15 protein-coding genes and 2 pseudogenes are annotated in these 17,928 nt (G+C 58.0%); 12 read left to right on the top strand and 5 right to left on the bottom strand.

All coding sequences use genetic code 11. The annotated features are described in order from the left end of the window. Positions 1 to 49: 49 nt before the first annotated feature. Positions 50 to 1,084, bottom strand: a complete 1,035-nt coding sequence (locus tag WDZ78_RS22665; RefSeq protein ID WP_059756158.1) for a LacI family DNA-binding transcriptional regulator — start codon at positions 1,082 to 1,084, stop codon at positions 50 to 52. 162 nt (positions 1,085 to 1,246) lie between these two features. Here WDZ78_RS22665 and WDZ78_RS22660 point away from each other — a divergent pair, with 162 nt between their 5' ends. The 6 genes from WDZ78_RS22660 to WDZ78_RS22635 all read left to right on the top strand — a co-directional run bounded on the left by WDZ78_RS22660 (position 1,247) and on the right by WDZ78_RS22635 (position 7,299). Continuing rightward, positions 1,247 to 2,818: a sugar ABC transporter ATP-binding protein gene (locus WDZ78_RS22660; RefSeq protein WP_059756156.1), complete on the top strand. Its 1,572-nt coding sequence runs from the start codon at positions 1,247 to 1,249 to the stop codon at positions 2,816 to 2,818. Further along, positions 2,818 to 3,828, top strand: coding sequence for an ABC transporter permease (locus WDZ78_RS22655; RefSeq protein WP_059756155.1), 1,011 nt, complete (start codon positions 2,818 to 2,820; stop codon positions 3,826 to 3,828). The genes WDZ78_RS22660 and WDZ78_RS22655 overlap by 1 nt, the downstream gene beginning before the upstream one ends. Before the next feature lie 90 nt (positions 3,829 to 3,918). Then, complete coding sequence (locus WDZ78_RS22650; protein WP_425674307.1) at positions 3,919 to 4,878, top strand: sugar ABC transporter substrate-binding protein; 960 nt, start codon at positions 3,919 to 3,921, stop codon at positions 4,876 to 4,878. Between the two features lie 110 nt (positions 4,879 to 4,988). Then, positions 4,989 to 5,993 carry a Gfo/Idh/MocA family protein gene (locus WDZ78_RS22645; protein ID WP_059756149.1) on the top strand — a complete coding sequence of 335 codons (1,005 nt, stop codon included), beginning with the start codon at positions 4,989 to 4,991 and terminating at the stop codon, positions 5,991 to 5,993. After that, positions 5,990 to 6,949: a sugar phosphate isomerase/epimerase family protein gene (locus WDZ78_RS22640; protein ID WP_059756141.1), complete on the top strand. Its 960-nt coding sequence runs from the start codon at positions 5,990 to 5,992 to the stop codon at positions 6,947 to 6,949. The genes WDZ78_RS22645 and WDZ78_RS22640 overlap by 4 nt, the downstream gene beginning before the upstream one ends. A gap of 86 nt (positions 6,950 to 7,035) precedes the next feature. Further along, on the top strand, positions 7,036 to 7,299 hold the full coding sequence (locus WDZ78_RS22635) for a transposase (protein ID WP_245289636.1): 264 nt from the start codon (positions 7,036 to 7,038) through the stop codon (positions 7,297 to 7,299). Here WDZ78_RS22635 and WDZ78_RS22630 read toward each other — a convergent pair. The 4 genes from WDZ78_RS22630 to WDZ78_RS22615 form a co-directional block, all read right to left on the bottom strand. Next, positions 7,240 to 7,428, bottom strand: a complete 189-nt coding sequence (locus WDZ78_RS22630; protein ID WP_059756138.1) for a hypothetical protein — start codon at positions 7,426 to 7,428, stop codon at positions 7,240 to 7,242. The two genes, WDZ78_RS22635 and WDZ78_RS22630, sit on opposite strands and share 60 nt — an antisense overlap. A gap of 27 nt (positions 7,429 to 7,455) precedes the next feature. Next, positions 7,456 to 8,463 carry a cell division protein FtsZ gene (gene ftsZ, locus WDZ78_RS22625; RefSeq protein ID WP_425674306.1) on the bottom strand — a complete coding sequence of 336 codons (1,008 nt, stop codon included), beginning with the start codon at positions 8,461 to 8,463 and terminating at the stop codon, positions 7,456 to 7,458. A gap of 51 nt (positions 8,464 to 8,514) precedes the next feature. Further along, positions 8,515 to 9,810, bottom strand: a complete 1,296-nt coding sequence (gene fabF / locus WDZ78_RS22620; RefSeq protein ID WP_425674321.1) for a beta-ketoacyl-ACP synthase II — start codon at positions 9,808 to 9,810, stop codon at positions 8,515 to 8,517. A 167-nt stretch (positions 9,811 to 9,977) separates the two neighbouring features. Continuing rightward, positions 9,978 to 10,565, bottom strand: coding sequence for a TetR/AcrR family transcriptional regulator (locus WDZ78_RS22615; protein WP_425674305.1), 588 nt, complete (start codon positions 10,563 to 10,565; stop codon positions 9,978 to 9,980). 98 nt (positions 10,566 to 10,663) lie between these two features. Between WDZ78_RS22615 and WDZ78_RS22610 the strand changes: the two genes are divergently transcribed. From WDZ78_RS22610 to WDZ78_RS22585, 6 genes and pseudogenes are all read left to right on the top strand, one after another. After that, positions 10,664 to 11,773, top strand: a complete 1,110-nt coding sequence (locus WDZ78_RS22610) for an efflux RND transporter periplasmic adaptor subunit (RefSeq protein ID WP_425674303.1) — start codon at positions 10,664 to 10,666, stop codon at positions 11,771 to 11,773. After that, a complete protein-coding gene (locus WDZ78_RS22605) occupies positions 11,773 to 14,886 on the top strand; it encodes an efflux RND transporter permease subunit (RefSeq protein WP_059756126.1) in 3,114 nt (1,037 codons plus the stop codon). The genes WDZ78_RS22610 and WDZ78_RS22605 overlap by 1 nt, the downstream gene beginning before the upstream one ends. A 143-nt stretch (positions 14,887 to 15,029) precedes the next feature. Continuing rightward, complete coding sequence (locus WDZ78_RS22600) at positions 15,030 to 15,617, top strand: glutathione S-transferase family protein (RefSeq protein WP_425674302.1); 588 nt, start codon at positions 15,030 to 15,032, stop codon at positions 15,615 to 15,617. 232 nt (positions 15,618 to 15,849) lie between these two features. Then, the gene (locus tag WDZ78_RS22595) at positions 15,850 to 16,662 is read left to right on the top strand and encodes an oxidoreductase (RefSeq protein WP_059756123.1); all 813 of its coding nucleotides are present in this window, start codon (positions 15,850 to 15,852) and stop codon (positions 16,660 to 16,662) included. 41 nt (positions 16,663 to 16,703) lie between these two features. After that, a pseudogene (locus WDZ78_RS22590) lies at positions 16,704 to 17,155 on the top strand (TetR/AcrR family transcriptional regulator C-terminal domain-containing protein); the annotation flags it as partial. A 38-nt stretch (positions 17,156 to 17,193) separates the two neighbouring features. Then, positions 17,194 to 17,656 (top strand): annotated as a pseudogene (locus tag WDZ78_RS22585) (class I SAM-dependent methyltransferase); the annotation flags it as partial. Between the last annotated feature and the right edge of the window lie 272 nt (positions 17,657 to 17,928).

The raw sequence follows: 17,928 nt of genomic DNA, 5'->3' as shown, positions 1-17,928 counted from the left end.
GGATTGCGACGCGGACGGATCATCGCCGGTGCCAGCAATCAATGTTGCGCTAGATGTTTGTCGCAGAATAAAACTCAAAGGGAATAATGTGCTGAGAAAGAGTCGTTGGTCTATCAGCGTCAAGCGCTTCTGCCATGGCTCGGACCAGAGTCTCCGCCAGTAGCCTTGCAGGATGGGATAGGACCACCTTGATCAACCCCTCCGCAAGACCTGCCCTCGTTTCATTCGTCAGCTCGTGAGCAATGACGACCAGGCGTTCTGCCACAGGCCCGCCGTTCTCGCGAAGGGCTTGCATCACGCCGGTGATGCCGCCGCCGGCGACGTAAAGTCCGACCAAATCCTGTTCGGTTTGGAGAAGACGGCAAGTGGCTTCATATGCGATTTCGGGTTCCTCAAGAGTGGCGACCGTTTCCAGCATTTGAAAGCCGGGCGCGCTTTCTCGAAAATACGACCGGAATCCCATTTCGTTAAGCTCTTGGGCCAAATACCTATGGCTACCAACGAAGACAGCGACCTTGCCGCCGTTGGCATTGAGTCCCGCTATGAACCAAGCCGCGGTCCGACCCTTCTTGACGCAGTCGTTGCCGACATAGGCCGCGCGCGCGGCAGTTGAGAGGTCGGAGATCATCGTCACGACGGGAATGCCTTCGGCGGCAAGACCGTCTACGGCGTGGTTCACCTGCGGATGATCTGACGTAATTATCCCAATCACGTCGGCCTCCCGGCTGAGGGAGTAGATTGCCTCTGCAGCTTTGTCTGGTGCGAGATCGTTCATAAACCTCACGATCGGTCGCCCATGCGCATCCGGAAAAGCTTCTACGGCCGCCGTCAGCAGCTCCCCCCACATCTGGTAAAGCTTTCGATGCGACTGCTTGAGAAGGAAACCGAACTTGATAACTGGCTTGTCGTGTTCCAACCGCCGCTCAATCGCCGTGACTCCGTGATAGCCTATCTCCCGGGCGGCATTGAGAACCCGCTCGGCGGTCTGCGAGCGGACTGGGTCGCGGCCATTCAAAACGCGATCGACCGTTGAAATACTCACGCGGGCAGCTTTGGCAAGATCTGGGATCGTCGGTCGGGACATCGAAGCCTCTCATAAAATGAAATTAATTATGAGAGTATTTGAGAGTAAAATCCATCCATAAGTTGACAATCAGGTCAGTTTTAGTGATTTGTTCGTCATGAAATACCGCCGTTAAGGCAGAGAGGACTTGGGAGAGTCCTTTCATTTGGAGGAAAACCTTTCATGTCCGCGACCTTGAAGGTGGCGCCGCTGTCGGGCGGCGACGGCGCTCGCGCGCCTATAAATGACGAAAACGACTTTGTCCTTGAGATGCGGTCGATCACCAAGGCCTTCCCCGGTGTGCTCGCGCTTGACGAGATGAACCTCCAGGTCCGTGCCGGCACCGTGCACGTGCTCGTTGGCGAGAACGGCGCGGGCAAATCGACCCTTATGAAGATTCTGAGCGGTATGTACGCGATCGATGGCGGCGAGATCTATTTTCGGGGCGAAAAGCTGGATCATCAGAATGCTGCAGCGGCACTCGATCGCGGCATTTCCATGATACATCAGGAGCTTAGCCCGGTGCTCGATATGACGATCGCCGAAAACATCTTTCTCGGTCGCGAACCTGTCCGCGCCGAAACCGGGCTTCTGTCCAAGTTCGTCGACTTCGACAGGATGAACAACGAAACAAAGGTCCTGCTCGCCCGCGTAGGCCTGCGTTACAGCCCCGAAATGAAAATGCGCGAACTGTCGATCGCGACCATGCAACTCGTCGAGATCGTCAAGGCAATCTCGCGCGAAGCCTCTCTTGTCATCATGGACGAGCCGACATCAGCAATCAGCGACACCGAAGTCGCGATGCTCTTCCGGCAGATCGCCGAGCTGAAAGCCGCTGGTGTCGCCATCATCTATATCACGCACAAGATGGATGAGATCTTCCAGATAGCCGACGACATTACCGTCATGCGCGACGGTCAATATATCGCCGCGGGACCGGCTAGTGAATACAATACAGGCACGCTTATCTCTCAGATGGTCGGGCGGACGATTTCCGAGGTATTTCCCAAAGAAGAAGTGCCGATCGGTGAGGTCGTCCTGTCGGTCGAAAACCTGACCCGCCACGACGTCTTCGAAAACGTGAGCTTCAATGTTCGTGCTGGCGAGATTGTAGGCTTATCGGGTCTCATAGGTGCCGGCCGAACCGAGGTCGCACGCGTGATTTTTGGACTTGATGGCGCCGACGCCGGAGTGGTCCGACTGAACGGCGCTGCTTTGAAGCTTGGCTCGCCGAGGGACGCGATCGCCAGCGGCATTGCCATGGTGTCCGAGGATCGCAAGTCGGAGGGCCTGGTTCTGTGCCGGTCCGTGGGCGAAAATATCTCTTTGGCAAACCTCCAGAAGTTCACCTCGCGGCTGTTCATCAGCAAACGGCAGGAGGAAAGCGCTGCGCAGCGCATGATCAAGATGCTGCAGATCAAAACGCCCAACACAGCGATGACTGTGGAGAACTTGAGCGGCGGCAACCAGCAAAAGATCGTTCTTGCGAAATGGCTGCTGGGCGATCTGAAGCTTCTCATTCTCGATGAGCCTACGCGCGGGATCGACGTGGGATCCAAATCGGAAATTCACAAGCTCATGACCGAATTCGCCCGCCAAGGGCTCGCGATCATCATGATCTCATCCGAGCTGCCCGAAATTCTCGGGATGAGTGACCGCGTGGTGGTGATGAGCGGAGGCCGGGTGACCGGTGAACTTACAAGGAGCGAGGCGACGCAGGAAAGCATCATGCGCCTCGCCACGGGAGGACATTGATGAGTATAGATCCAGTAGCAGGAGCAGAAAAGCGGGAGGGACGGGTGTTGCGGGGTCTACGGGAGATGAGCTTCTCCCAGATCTACCGCAAGTACGGCACCGTCCTGATCTTCGTCGGCATCTGCATCTTGGCCTCGATGTTGAGCCCGACGTTTTTGACGGAAGCAAATCTCACTAACGTTCTGAGACAGGTGGTCGTTGTCAGTCTTTTGGCCTGTGGCATCACCTTCGTCATCATCCTGGGGCATATTGACGTTTCCCTCGGCTCGGTTCTTGCTCTTTGCGGGGTAATCGCGGCAAGCGTGATGTCGATGACCGGCAGCATCGTACTTGCGGTGGCAGCCGGTCTTGTCGTGGGTGTCATAACTGGCACGATCAACGGCTTCGTAATCACGTTCTTCCGAATCCCCTCGTTCATTATGACGCTTGCCATGACGACGGTCGCACGTGGAACCGTACTGCTCTATACGGGCGGATCGCCCGTAACTGGCCTCGGTGACTTCAAGATCATAGGACAGGGTTCACTAGGCCCAGTCCCCATCTCCGTGCTCATTCTGGCGGTAGTGGTCGTCCTGTCGTGGCTTCTGCTCAACAAAACTAAGTTCGGTCGATACGTCTATGCCGTCGGCGGGAATCAGCGCGCCGCACTTGCCTCTGGAATCAACCCCGACAGCATCGTCATCAAGGCGTTCATTTTCAATGGCGTCCTCTGTGCCGTCGCCGGCATTGTTCTGATGTCGCGCATCAATTCCGGCCAGCCCGCAGGCGGCGTTGGCTATGAGTTTGACGCGATCACGGCCGTGGTTGTCGGTGGTACCAGTCTGATGGGGGGGACCGGAACCATCACCGGTACGATCATTGGCTCCATGATCATCGGCGTTATTAACAACATCCTCAATCTCATGAATGTCAGCTCCTACTGGCAGCAGATCATTAAGGGTCTGATCATTGCGATCGCGGTGATCCTTGATGTTTGGACGAAATCAGCCCGCGGCAAGAAGAAGGCATAAACCCGTTCCAGGGACCTTCGGTCCCGGAAATAACTCTGTGTCGGCGGGATTTCCGCCCCTGCACCAACACACACCCTTTGGGAGGAAACCATGAAAATTATCGCAAAATTTGCTTTCGCCTGCGCAGTCTCTCTGGCCGCGCTTTCCGCAACCGCCGCAACCGCCGCAACCGCCGCAACCGCCGCAACCGCCGAAACAGCAGCCGACAAGTTTGTCGTCGGTTATGCCAACATGGCCGACACCGACGTGTTCGTCATGGCACGTAAGAACGCCTTCATCGAGGCTGCCAAATCTGACCCGGCAGTGACGGTCAATTTCTCTGACGCGAATAACGATGTCAGCAAGCAGCTCGACCAGATCGATAACTTCATCGCGCAGAAGGTCAATGCCATCGTTGTCGTGCCGGTCGACTATCAGGGCATTGTGCCTGGAGTTGAGAAGGCCAATGAGGCGGGCATTCCCGTGATCGCTCTCGGGATCCAGTCTGCTGGCGGCAAATATACATTTGTGGGTTCAAAGAACATCGATGCCGGCCGTCTTCAGGGCGAATACATGAAGGCGAATCTGCCGAAAGATGCGAAGATTCTCTATCTCGAAGGCACGCCGGGTCTCTCCCACACGCAGGAGCGGAAGAAGGGGTTTGAGGATGCGCTCGGCCGATCGGATGTTACGACGCTCGCAAGCCTATCGGGCAACTATGATCGCGCCGAGGGCATGAAGGTCACGGAAGACTGGATCCAGAGCTTCCCGAACTTCGATGCCATCGTCGCTGCCAACGATCAGATGGCGCTTGGTGCTCTCGAAGCCCTGCAGGGAGCCAATCGCCTTAAGGGCGTACTGATCTCGGGCGTCGACGGCACGGCCGACGCGCTTAACGCCATCAAGGCCGGCACGATGTCCCAGACGATCTTCCAGGATGCAGCAGGGCAGGCCAAGGCTGCCTTTGAGGTTGTTGAGGGCCTGAAGAAGGGCGAACAGGCGCCGGCGGAAAAGCTGGTTCCGTTTGCTTCGATCACCAAGCAAAACGTTGATCAGTACGCAAAGAAATAACCCTCCCAAGGGAAGCGCGTCGGGAAACGAGGCCCGGCACGCAACGATACAGGCCGGTGCTCTGCTTGCGCCGGCCATCCCTTTCATCAGTTACAGGACGATCATAGAAAATGAGTACCAGGATCGCAATCATCGGGGCGGGATTGATGGGGGCAGACCATGCAAAGATCGTGGCGGAAGATCTGCCGGGCGCAACGCTCCAGGTCGTGTGCGACATGGACTCTGATCGGGCGAGGAAAGTCGCTGACCGCTACGGCGCTCGCGATGTAGATGTGAATCCGGATGGTATCGCGGCACGACAGGACGTCGATGCGATCATCATCGCCAGCCCGGACTTTACGCACGCGACCCTTTCGTTGTCCTGCATCAAGGCGGGCAAGCGGGTCCTTTGTGAAAAGCCCCTTTCGCAATCGTCATCGGAGTGCCTCGATATCCTCAAGGCGGAGGAGCAGGCTGGTGAACGCTTCATCATGCTTGGCTTCATGCGCCGCTTCGATCAGTCGTACGTCGAGATGAAGCGAGCCGTGCAGGATGGCGCGATCGGCCGAGCCCTCATGATGCATAACTTCCACCGCAACGTGGCGACCCCGGCTGCCGACTTTACCGGTGCGATGGCTATTACCAATTCGGCACCCCATGAATTCGACGTGGTGCGCCATGTCCTTGGCACCGAATACATTTCGATTTCTGCGTTCCAGCCGAAGCGCTCCGACTCCCTCGTCGCGCCCGTTCATATGGTGCTTGAGACGGCGGATGGCCAGCTTGTCAACATCGAGATCAACAACAACGCAGCCTATGGCTACGATGTTCGCGCCGAACTGGTGGGCGAAAAGGCGACCATAGCGATGAACCCGGTGAACTACACGCGGGTGGACCGCGATCTGGGACAGAGCACGAGTTACGAGGCCGACTGGCGTGGCCGCTACCATGAGGCCTACCGGCGTCAGAACAGGGCATTCCTGCGCTTTGCGGAGAGCGGCTTGTTCCCAGAGACGGCGTCCAGCAGCTGGGACGGGTACTGCGCCGCCGTCGTCGCCGAGGCGGGGGTGCAAGCGCTGAACAAGGGACACAAGATGCCCGTGGAGATGATCATGAAGCCGGAGTTCTACGCATGAAGCTGGGTTTTGTTTCAGACAGTCTGGGCGGCCTGCCGTTCGATGAGATGCTCGACCATGCCCGCCGGCTCGGGGTTTCCGGAGTAGAAGTCAACACCTGCGGCTGGTCCACCGCTCCGCACTTTGATCTGCCGGGGATATTGAAGGACGGCAACGTGCGGAAGGACTTCCTCGCATCCTTCGCTGACCGTGGACTGGAGGTCATTAGCCTCAACGCCAACGGAAACCCGTTGCATCCGACTGACCCCGCGCAAGGGCAGGGGCTTGAGGATACGATCCGAGCGGCCGGCGAGCTCGGGATTAGTACTGTCTGCTCCATGTCGGGCCTCCCCGCCGGAAACGCAACGGACACCATGCCGAACTGGGTGGTTTCCTCCTGGCCTCCCGAAACGCAGGCCATACTCCGGTATCAATGGGAGGAGAAACTTATCCCGTACTGGACGAGGATCGCTGCGCTGGCAAAAGAACACGGGGTCGAACGCATCGCGCTGGAACTTCATGGCAACCAGTGCGTCTATAACGTTCCGTCCCTGCTCAGGCTGCGTGAGGCGGTAGGCCCGGTCATCGGTGCAAACCTGGACCCCTCCCATCTTTTCTGGATGGGTGCCGATCCTCTTGTGGCGGCGGAAGCGCTCGGCGAAGCCGTCTATCACGTCCATGCCAAGGACACATTCCTGAACTCCCCGAAACAGGCCGTAGGCAGCCTCCTGGAGAATGGAAGCCTGATGGATATTCCCGCCAGGAGCTGGTCCTATATCACGCTCGGTTTCGGCCACGGAGAGGAATGGTGGCGGCAATTCTGCTACAGGCTGAAGATGGCAGGCTACGACGGCTGGCTTTCCATCGAGCATGAAGACGTCCTTCTGAACAGCCTGGAAGGTCTGGAGAAGTCTGTGGCACTGCTCCAAGCCGTCATGCCAGTCGCCAAGAGCGACTTCAAACCACAGGCGATCTAGGCGTCGCCAGTCGGACCCCTGCTCAAGATCAATTCGCTGCCGGCGGCATCCACCCTCTAACCATTGAGGTTTTGACCGCGGAGCCCGTGCGAAGACGGCGCAAGCCGCGTGCCTGGTCGGATGACGAAGAGGCACGGATCGTCGCCGCGACGCTGCAGCCTGGGGCGAATGTCGCGGCGGTTGCCCGGTCTGAAGGCCTGGATCCCTCGCAGCTTTATGGGTGGCGTCGCAAGGGCACTGTAAACTTATCTGTTGGTTTCCACGCGGAACTGAGCCGGTTTATACAGCCATCACCCTTTATTTTCGGCGCCGTCTTCCCGCACTACCTCCTCGTGGGGCTGTGCCTTTAATCCAGCCACTTCGGTCTCCAGCCGGGCCAGCCGTTTTTCCAGCGCGATGAGGGAGTCTCCCTGCGGATCGTCGATACCCAGGACGGCATCTTCCCACGATCGCCATATTTCTCGAAAACGCTTCAACATTTCAAATCTCCATGGTATGAGCCAGCATCACGCCCTTCGCTCCGAAAGGTGGATCACCTCTGCTGGTTGTCTCAATCCGGTGGCGACGACCGAGACCCTTAGCTGCCCCTCAAGCGCATCATTGAATGTTGCGCCGACGACGATACTGGCGTCGTCATCGATTTCCTCGCGAACACGCGTTGCCGCTTCGTCGACATCAAAAAGGGTCATGTCCGGTCCGCCGGAGATCGAGACGAGAAGGCCTTTCGCTCCCCTGACGGACGCTTCATCGAACAGCGGATTGGCAATCGCTGCCTCGGCGGCATGTCGGGCGCGGGCGTCTCCCGTTGCCTCGCCCGTGCCCATGACCGCCCGGCCCATGTCACGCATGACTGACCTTACATCGGCGAAGTCGAGATTGATCAATCCTTCCTTGACGATCAGATCGATGACGGAACTGACCCCGGCATGCAGCACATCATCTGCCATTTCGAAGGCATCAGCAAAGGTTGTCTTCGCATCGGCAATCCGGAACAGGTTCTGATTGGGGATGACGATCACCGTATCCGCGCATTCGCTGAGACGCTCGATTCCCTGCCGCGCTGTTCGCATTCGCTGGGTACCTTCGAATGTGAAGGGCATGGTGACGACGCCGACCGTCAGTATGCCTGCCTTGCGCGCAGCATGGGCGATAACGGGTGCGGCACCTGTTCCCGTTCCGCCCCCCATGCCCGCCGTCACGAAACACATATGTGTTCCGTGGAGGTGATCCATGATCTCGTCGATCGACTCTTCGGCTGCTGCCTGTCCAATATCAGCTACTGAACCTGCACCAAGCCCCTGCGTGACGGTCGGGCCAAGCTGGATAAGCCGTGGCGCTTTTGACATCGACAGGGCCTGGGCATCGGTGTTCGCAACGATAAACTCCGCACCCTCGAGATCCTGCATGATCATGTTATTGACGGCATTGCCGCCCCCACCGCCGACGCCGATGACGGCGATCCTTGGCTTGAGGAGCGTTATGCCGGGTGGTGAAACGACAGTCGTTGGTTGCATAATGGGAGCGTCCTGGTAGAGACTTTGTTCAAAGGGGACCACGCGCGGGGGTTAGTCGGCTAATGGCGTACGATTGCCTCTCCTCGGCCAGCGTCGAAACACAGCGCTGGCATTAACGCCGCCGAAGCCGAAGCCATTGGATATCGCATATTCAACATCAATGGGTCGGGCATCGTTTGCGACAAAGTCGATGCCATTGGCCTCAGGGTCCGGTGAACTGAGATTCAAGGTCGGGGGCGCGATCTGGTGCTGGAGCGCCAGGATCGTAAAAATAGCCTCAAGGCCGCCGGCGGCCCCCAGCAGGTGCCCCGTCGCCGACTTCGTGCCGCTGACAGCGATCGACTTCCTTTGGCCGAACAGGCTCTTGATTGCTCTGAGCTCTCCGAGATCTCCAACCGGGGTCGAAGTCGCATGTGCGTTTAGATGGCCGATTTCGTGCGGCGCGATACCCGCCTGCGCGATGGCGATTTGCATTGCCCTGCGGGCGCCGCTTCCATCTTCCGGCCCGGAGGTAATATGATGGGCGTCGGCGGTCGTTCCATATCCAACGAGTTCTGCTATCGGCGTTGCACCGCGAGCAAGGGCGTGGCTTAACGCTTCAATGACGAGAATGCCCGCGCCTTCACCCATCACGAAGCCGTCGCGCGCCGTGTCGAAAGGACGTGAGGCCTTGGCCGGGGTCTCGTTAAAGCCTGTCGATAGTGATCTTGCGGCTGCGAAACCACCAAGGCTGACAATGTTCACACAGGCCTCGGTTCCGCCACAAACCGCAATGTCGGCTTCATTGGACCTGATCAGTCGCGCTGCATCGCCAATCGCCTGAACGCCGGCAGCGCATGCCGTCACCGGTGCTCCCAGCGGGCCTCTAAAGCCATGCCGGATAGAGACTTGTCCGGCAGCGAGATTCACGAGAAAGGATGGAATGGTGAAGGGCGAAAGACGGCGGACGCCGCGTTGATCGACGGTACGTACAGCCTCCGTTATCGCGGGAAAGCCACCGATGCCCGATGCGATGATTGTCGCCGTTCTCAGTCTTTCTTCTTCGGAAGCTGGCTTCCAGTTCGCCTGCGCGAGAGCCTCTTCCGCCGCTGCCAGCGCAAAGATGATGAAGCGGTCGACCTTGCGTTGATCCTTCGAGGGCAGCGTCCTGTCAGGATCAAATCCTCCTTCAGGATCGTCAGCCAGGGAAGGGACCACGCCTCCGATTTTTGACGGCAAATCCCCGACGATGTCGTCACCCAGTCGCCGGATTCCGCTTTTGCCAGCAAGGAGCCGGGACCAGGAGATATCGACATTTGCACCAAGGGGGCTGACGGCTCCCATTCCCGTGACAACGACACGACGCATTTGTATTTCCACCTGTTTACGATTAAAAATTTGACATGCCTTCGGCGTCCGACCGAATGACTGGTCGTGAACGTGGGACATGCGGTTCGCGCTATTCTCTCCCGATAGGCGTGCGGCTTCGGCTGAGCTGTGCCAGCAATCGGCGGCGAATATCCAAAAACTGTCTGTCAGTCGCTGGCATCGTGGCCAGCAATGCGCCGGACCTCGCTCGCTGCCGCATCGAGTACTCTCGTCGATAGCAGTTCATCCTCGATGATTCGGGACAGCGTCACCGCACCGACCATCATGGACAATATTGCCATAGCCTTTTCGCTTCGAGCTCCATCGCCATCGTCTCCGATCAGCTCTTCGAGCACCTCGAAATGCGCCCGGATACCATCCTCAAACGGGCGACGAACTTCGGCAGTTTGACGCGCCGCGTCGGCGCCGAGAGCAACAAGTGGGCATCCTTCGGCCTTCTCGCCACTATGATCTTTGGAGAGGTAGAAGCCGATAATCGATTCCAGCGGATCTGATGTGTCTGCTGCGGCATCAGACCACCTTCTCGTGGCGCTCTCGAGAGCACGCCGTGATGCGAGTGCCGCAAGATCGTCCTTTGATGCGAACTGCTTGTAGAAGCCACCCTGGGTGAGGCCTGCACCCTTCATCAGATCCTTGAGCCCGATTCCGTCGAAACCATGCTCTCGAAACAACCGGCTGGCGACGTTGATCACCCTCTCGCGGTTTTCTTCTGCCTGTACGCGGCTCACTCGCATGTGGACCTCCAATTAGATTTCATTTGACATCTATATGTCTTTTAGAGTTAGAGTGCAATCTAATATTTTTGAACAGGCCGTCAAGAAGGGGCGATGAAATGAAACGGAAACTTGTTGTCACTGCAGCAGCAGTGCTGGCGCTGGCCGCAGGCGGAGCCGCAGCACTGCTGCTTCCGGCGCAGGCGCCAGAGGCAAAGGCTGCCGATCCCCGGACCTTGGCGCCACTGGTCAACCTCGCGACGGCCAGGCTTCCTGGCAATTCGAGCAGTAGCTTTACCGGAACCGTTGGTGCCCGGGTCCAGAGTAATCTCGGCTTTCGCGTTCCCGGCAAGATCGTTGAACGTTTCGTCGACGTCGGGGAGCAGGTAAGCGCTGGCCAGCCATTGATGAGGCTTGACGAGACCGATCTTCGCCTTGCTCTGACCGCCAAGCGAAACGCCGTCATTGCGGCACAGGCGACATTTGTCCAAGCGAAAGCCGATGAGAAACGCTTTGCCGTGCTGGTGAAGACCTCTGCTGCCTCGACGCAGCAATATGAACGATCGAAAGCCCTGCTGGATACGGCGACGGCGCAGTTGGCCGCCGCTCAGGCTGACGCAGATGTCGCGGAAAACGAAGCAAAATATGCGGTTCTTGTTGCCGATGCAGATGGAACCATTGTCGAGACGCTCGGGGAGCCGGGCCAGGTGGTAACCGCCGGGCAGCCGGTTGTGCGGCTCGCGAAGTCTGGTCCGCGCGAAGCAATTGTCTGGCTCCCTGAAACCATGCGCCCTGAAATCGGGGTTCAGGCTTCCGCATCGGTGTACGGCAGAAATAATGTGGAGAAGGCCGAGCTGCGCCAAATCTCCGATTCTGCCGATCAGCAGACCCGCACCTATGAAACGCGCTGGGTGCTTGAAGGGGGGGCTGCGAATGCGCCCCTGGGGGCGACCGTTACCATCGAAATCGCGAACAGGGATGTGCAGAATCATGCCGAACTGCCGATAGGCGCCCTGTTGGATGACGGGACGCGGACAGGCGTCTGGGTGATCGATCAGCAATCGTCTGTCGTGAAGTTTCGTGATGTGAACGTAGAGCGCGTGAGCGAAGAGAATGTGGTCGTCACTAACGTCAAACCGGGAGAGGAGGTCATTGCGCTTGGCGCACATCTTCTGAAGGATGGAGCGCAAGTTCGCACCAGCGTTGGCACAAAAGAGGCGGCAAACTGATGAACCTCAATCTGTCCGCCCTTGCGGTTCGCGAACGCGCCGTGACGCTGTTCTTCATCGTCCTTCTGTCGCTTGCCGGCGTCTATGCCTTCGTCAAGCTGGGACGCGCTGAAGACCCCTCCTTTACCATTAAGACATTGACTGTCACGACTGTCTGGCCGGGCGCAACCGCGCGCGAGATGCAGGATCTCGTTGCCGAGCCGCTGGAGAAGCGCATTCAGGAATTGGCCTGGTACGACCGGGTCGAGACAACGACGCGCCCCGGCTTTGCCTATCTTACCGTCACGCTCAAGGACAATACGCCGCCAAGCGCCGTCGCCGAAGAATTTTATCAGGCGCGCAAGAAGCTTGGCGATGAAGCCAGAAACCTGCCGCAGGGTGTTCTGGGGCCGTTCGTGAACGATGAATATTCCGACGTCAGCTTCGGCCTTTACGCTCTCAAGGCGCAGGGCATGCCGATGCGCGATCTCGTCCGGGAGGCCGAAAAGATCAGGCAGGATATGCTCCATGTTCCAGGCGTGAAGAAAATCAACATTCTCGGCGAACAGCCGGAGCAGATATTCGTAGAGTTCTCCTACGAGAAGCTCGCTACGCTCGGCATATCACCTCAGGACATTGCCGCAGCGCTTCAACGGCGCAATACCGTTACGCCCGCTGGCTCGATAGATACGCAGGGTCCGCAGGTCTTCATTCGTCTCGACGGTGCCTATGACAGTATTCAGTCTATCGCTGATACGCCCATCGTCGCTTCCGGCCGTGCGTTCAAGCTTTCCGATATTGCTGAGGTACGCCGGGGTTATCAGGAGCCGGCAAGCTATGTCATCCGTCATGACGGCGAGCCGGCCATCATGCTCGGCGTGGTCATGCAGCAGGGCTGGAATGGTCTGGAGCTTGGCAAGGCGTTAGAGCAACGCTCCGGCCAGATTGCACAGTCATTACCCCTTGGCATAACACTGACGAAGGTCAGCGATCAGGCCGTCAACATTGACGCGGCGGTGGGTGAATTCATGGTGAAGTTCGCCATGGCCCTCGGCGTCGTGCTCTTCGTCAGTCTCATTGCGCTCGGCTGGCGGGTGGGCATCGTCGTGGCTCTGGCCGTTCCGCTGACGCTCGCTGTGGTCTTCATCATCATGCTCGAGACGGGGCGGTTCTTCGACCGCATCACGCTCGGTGCATTGATCCTGGCACTTGGCCTGCTTGTCGATGACGCCATCATCGCCATCGAGGTGATGGTCGTGAAGATGGAAGAGGGCATGGACCGCATCAAGGCGGCTGCCTATGCCTGGAGCCATACTGCGGCACCGATGCTGTCGGGCACGCTTGTGACCATAATCGGCCTGATGCCCGTCGGTTTTGCCGCCTCTGCGGCGGGTGAATATGCCGGTAACATCTTCTGGATCGTCGGTTTCGCACTGATTGTTTCCTGGTTCGTGGCGGTGATCTTCACGCCCTATCTCGGTGTAAAGCTGTTGCCCGATATCAAGCCGGTAGCAGGCGGTCATCATGCGATTTACGATACGCCGAACTACAGACGCCTGCGCGGTGCGATCGAATTCACCGTCAAGCACAAGTTCCTGACCTGTGCCGTGGTCGGCGTCGTCATGGCGCTGTCGGTCGTCGGGATGGGCGCGGTGAAGCAGCAATTCTTCCCCACATCGGACCGCCCTGAGGTTCTTGTCGAAGTTCGCATGCCTGAAGGCACGAGCATCGAAACGACGACAGCCACGGTAAAGAAGCTCGAGGCCTGGTTGAAGCAGCAGCCCGAAACGAAGATCGCGACCAGCTACATCGGCCAGGGTGCGCCCCGCTTTTTCTTCGCCATGGCGCCCGAACTGCCCGATCCTGCCTTTGCGAAGATCGTTGTGCTGACATCCGACGCACATGAGCGTGAGGCGCTGAAACTGCGTCTGCGGGAAGCCGTTGCGCAAGGGCTGGCGCCCGAGGCATTCGTCCGTGTGACGCAACTCGTCTTTGGCCCCTACACGCCATTCCCCGTCGAGTTTCGGATCAAAGGACCGGACGCCGAAGAGCTGTACAAAATCTCCGAGCAGGCACTTGCTCTCATGAGCTCGGTACCTGACGTCAGAAATGCCAACCGTGACTGGGGTAACCGTACACCTGTTGTCCGGTTCGTTCCTGATCAGGATCGCCTGAACCTCATCGGCATGTCGTCCGCCGAGGCTGCCCAGCAGATACAGCTCCTGCTGAGTGGTGTTCCCGTCACGCAAGTTCGTGAGAACATCCGAAACGTTCCTGTCGTGGCGAGAAGTGCCGGTGAAATCCGCCTCGATCCTGCAAGGCTAGCCGACTTCTCGCTCGTGACAAGAGACGGCCGTGCGATCCCGCTCGATCAGATCGGCCACACGGAGGTGCGCTTCGAAGAGCCGATCCTCAAGCGTCGTGACAGAACGCCTGTGGTGACGGTCCGATCCGACATTAACGAGGCGACCCAACCGCCGGAGGTTTCGCAACAGGTGATGACCTCTCTTCAGCCGCTCATTGCATCTATGCCCGCTGGTTACACGATCGAGATGGGTGGCAATATAGAGGAATCACTCAAGGCGAATACTGCCCTGGTGAAGGTGTTCCCACTGATGATCGCAGCGACCCTGATCGTCATCATCCTTCAGGTCCGCAGCCTGTCGACGATGACGATGGTGATGCTGACGGCACCGCTCGGTCTTGCAGGCGTCGTGCCGACCCTGATCCTGTTCAACCAGCCTTTCGGGTTTAACGCGATCCTGGGTCTTATCGGCCTGGCGGGCATCCTCATGCGCAACACGTTGATCCTCACCGAGCAGATCAAGGAGAACAAGGCCGCGGGTCTGGACGACTATCATGCCGTGATTGAAGCCACGGTGCAGCGAACGAGGCCCGTCATCCTGACAGCGCTTGCCGCGGTCCTTGCCTTCATTCCCCTGACGCATTCGGTTTTCTGGGGTTCGATGGCCTACACGCTTATCGGCGGAACGGCGGTGGGCACGCTCATCATCCTGCTCTTCCTGCCGGCACTCTATGCTGCATGGTTCCGCGTCAAGCCGCCCAAGGCAGAAATGCATCCGACGGAGCACGGGAATACGGAAACAGCTCAACATTCGCTTGCTGCGGAATAGCCAACCCGCGCCTCCGCAGCAGATGATGCTGCGGAGGGGCCATACTGCTTTGGCGAGAGTGGCGTGTGTTTTGTGTGCCCACTGAACCCTTTCGGAAGCCATGTCTTCGTCCCGCTTCAATCCTGCCAATGAGGAGCCTTTACATGAACCCTATCGTCTCAATTTTTAAAAATCCTCCGGATGGGGGCAGAGGATACCACCGCGATATGCGTGTAAGATGGGCTCTTGAGGAAGTCGGACAGCCTTACACTCTACGGCACCTGACTTTTTCCGAGATGCGCCGCCCCGAATATCTGGAAATGCAGCCGTTCGGCCAGATGCCGATCTACCAGGAGGGCGATCTCATTCTTTTCGAATCCGGTGCGATCGTGCTTCACATAGCACAGCGTTTCGCCGGCCTCCTTCCCGATGAAGCGAATGCGCGCTCGCGTTCCATCATGTGGATGTTTGCAGCGGTTAATACGATCGAACCCTGTATCGCCTCCGGCAGCGTTGGTCATCTCAGTCAGCGGCTCCAGGAACTGGGCGATACGCTTGGAGGGAAAGAGTGGCTTGAGGGGGCTCAGTTCAGCGCCGGTGATCTCATTATGGTGAGCGTACTGCGGCCGCTCAAGCACTCTGATATTCTGCTGGATAGCCCTGGCTTGCAGGACTACGTCGAAAGAGGCGAGCAACGGTCCGCGTTCCAGCGTGCGCTGGGCAATCCACCAGCGGACAGGCGAACGGCGTGACTTGACGCCATAAGCATCCGTCACACCTGTTACTCTTCAGGCGAGAACCGCCGCATTAACTCGACCGATGTTTCCTGCGTCGAGACGACTCACCCATGTGTCGTGTGGACTGACCATCCGCCTCCTCAATTTCTGCAAATGCGTTTTATTTCGCTTGCAATCTAACTGAGTTATAGATTACAAACGAAATCTAAATTGATTTCTAATCCAACGCTAATTTTGGAGAGCGTAGATGTCCACAGACAAGATTGTTGTGGTGACCGGAGCATCCTCCGGTATAGGGCAGGCGACCGTGAGGTTGCTGTCACAGAATGGGTTCAAGGTATTTGCAGGATCACGCAATCCGGACAAAAGTGGACCGGTTCCTAGTGTTGAGTACGGACGTCTCGATGTGGACAATGACGAGTCGGTGAGGCAATTCGTCGATTGGGTTCTGTCCCGTTCAGGTCGGATTGATGTCGTGGTGAACAATGCAGGCGTCTCTCTTGTCGGGCCGGTCGAAAGCACGTCGGACGATGAGGCGAAGGCCCTTTTTGAAACCAATCTCTTTGGCCCACTGCGCATGATAAGAGCGGTATTGCCTGCGATGCGGCAGCAGAACTCCGGTCTGATCGTCAATGTCAGCTCGGTCCTCGGCTTCCTCCCCGCACCTTATATGGGCCTTTATGCCAGCAGCAAGCATGCCCTGGAGGGACTATCTGAAACGCTTGACCACGAAGTTCGGCAATTCAACATTCGCTCTGTCCTGCTTGAGCCGACGTTCACGAGGACAAGTCTCGATGTCAATGCGAAGCGGACGGAGACGCGCATTGACGACTACGCTCACCAATTAGCCAAATCCAATGAGGCCGTTCTTTCCGCCATTAGGACAGCAAGCAGTCCTCAGACTGTCGCTGCCGAAATCATGGCAGCGATCACAGGCCCTCACAAAATGCGCAGGCCGGTTGGAAAGCAGGCTACGCTTCTCAGTCGCCTGAAACGATTTGTTCCAGCCAAGGCATTGGATAGCGGCATCAGGAAGACGTTTGGGCTCTCCCGGCCGTAAGCATTCGCGGAACTCGCGCGCCACAAGAAGAAAGTAGGGCGTACGGCGCAGCATTTGCAGCCCGCTGCCATCAATTAATGCCGCATGTCCTTTTTGAAGGCGTCGACGGTTCGGCCGAAGATCAGCTCATGGCGGTGGGATCATCCCTGTTTCGCAAGCTGTTGCGCCCGGACGTTCGCAGTGTCGAAGCCATGGTCACGGCCGATGTCAAAAGTCGTTGAGCAAGATCCATTACGAAGCCGGTCCCGCCCATATGATCGCCCAAATTGAGGCCCTGCTGCGTCAATTGCATGCGAAGGTGCCTCTGAATGTGCCTGATCCTGTCCAGTCTGCCCGCCTGTTTGCCGCGCTTTTCAAAGGCTTTGATCTCCTGATTATCGCACGCTTCGATGAGGCGAGAGCAGAGGACGACAACGAAATCGAATCCTATTGCCGGTCGGCCGTCGCCATGTTCATGGCCGCGCACGGTGGCAACGACCGCATGGACGCATAGCCTGGTTAAGAGCAGATCGGAAAAGGAAGGATGTGAGCATGGCAGAGCAAAATGCCGATCAGACTGCCGACTGGAAAGGACAGAGGGGGGTGCCCTGGGGGCATCTATCAGGTCCGGCTCGATGCCATGATGGCACGATTCGGCCAGGCTGCGATCGAAGCTGCCGCGCCCGCCACGGGCGAACGCGTGCTGGAAGTCGGCTGCGGCGCGGGGGCGTCCAGCCGAGATCTGGCCGCTCGCGTCGGCGCGGAGGGCTATGTGCTGGGCGTGGACATATCCGAACTGATCGATAGAGCGCGCGTGCTAGCGCAGGATACACCGGTCCTGTTATGAGTGGCTGACGCCAGCAGCACCGAATTTCCTAAGGGCGCCTTCGACATCCTGTTCTCGCGGTTTGGAGTGATGTTCTTTGACGATGCTGCAGCGGCGTTTACCCATATGCGCCACGCGCTCGCGCCGGGAGCGCGAGTTGCTTTTGTCTGCTGGCGCGACATCGCCAAATGGGAACACGCTGAACGTTTCGTTGAAGCCAACATGGATTGGCGAATGGACGGCTTATCATCCCAAGATTGTTGTTACAGCCTAGGGATCGACGTTTGCCCGCGAGATCGTAAAGCTAAACCTTGCGGATAAGTCGTTGATCGGTTGGATGTTTGCCAATTTACAAGTCTCCGCGCACTCAGGCCCCCGCAACCAACGATCCCTGCGATCCCAACAAAGCCCCTTCGTGGGGCTTTTTGCGTTTCTGGACCTCGGAAATACGATATTCTGTC

This window comes from Agrobacterium sp. M50-1 (assembly GCF_049843495.1).
Classification (GTDB): domain Bacteria; phylum Pseudomonadota; class Alphaproteobacteria; order Rhizobiales; family Rhizobiaceae; genus Agrobacterium; species Agrobacterium radiobacter.
This window is presented reverse-complemented; position numbering and strand designations above follow the sequence as displayed.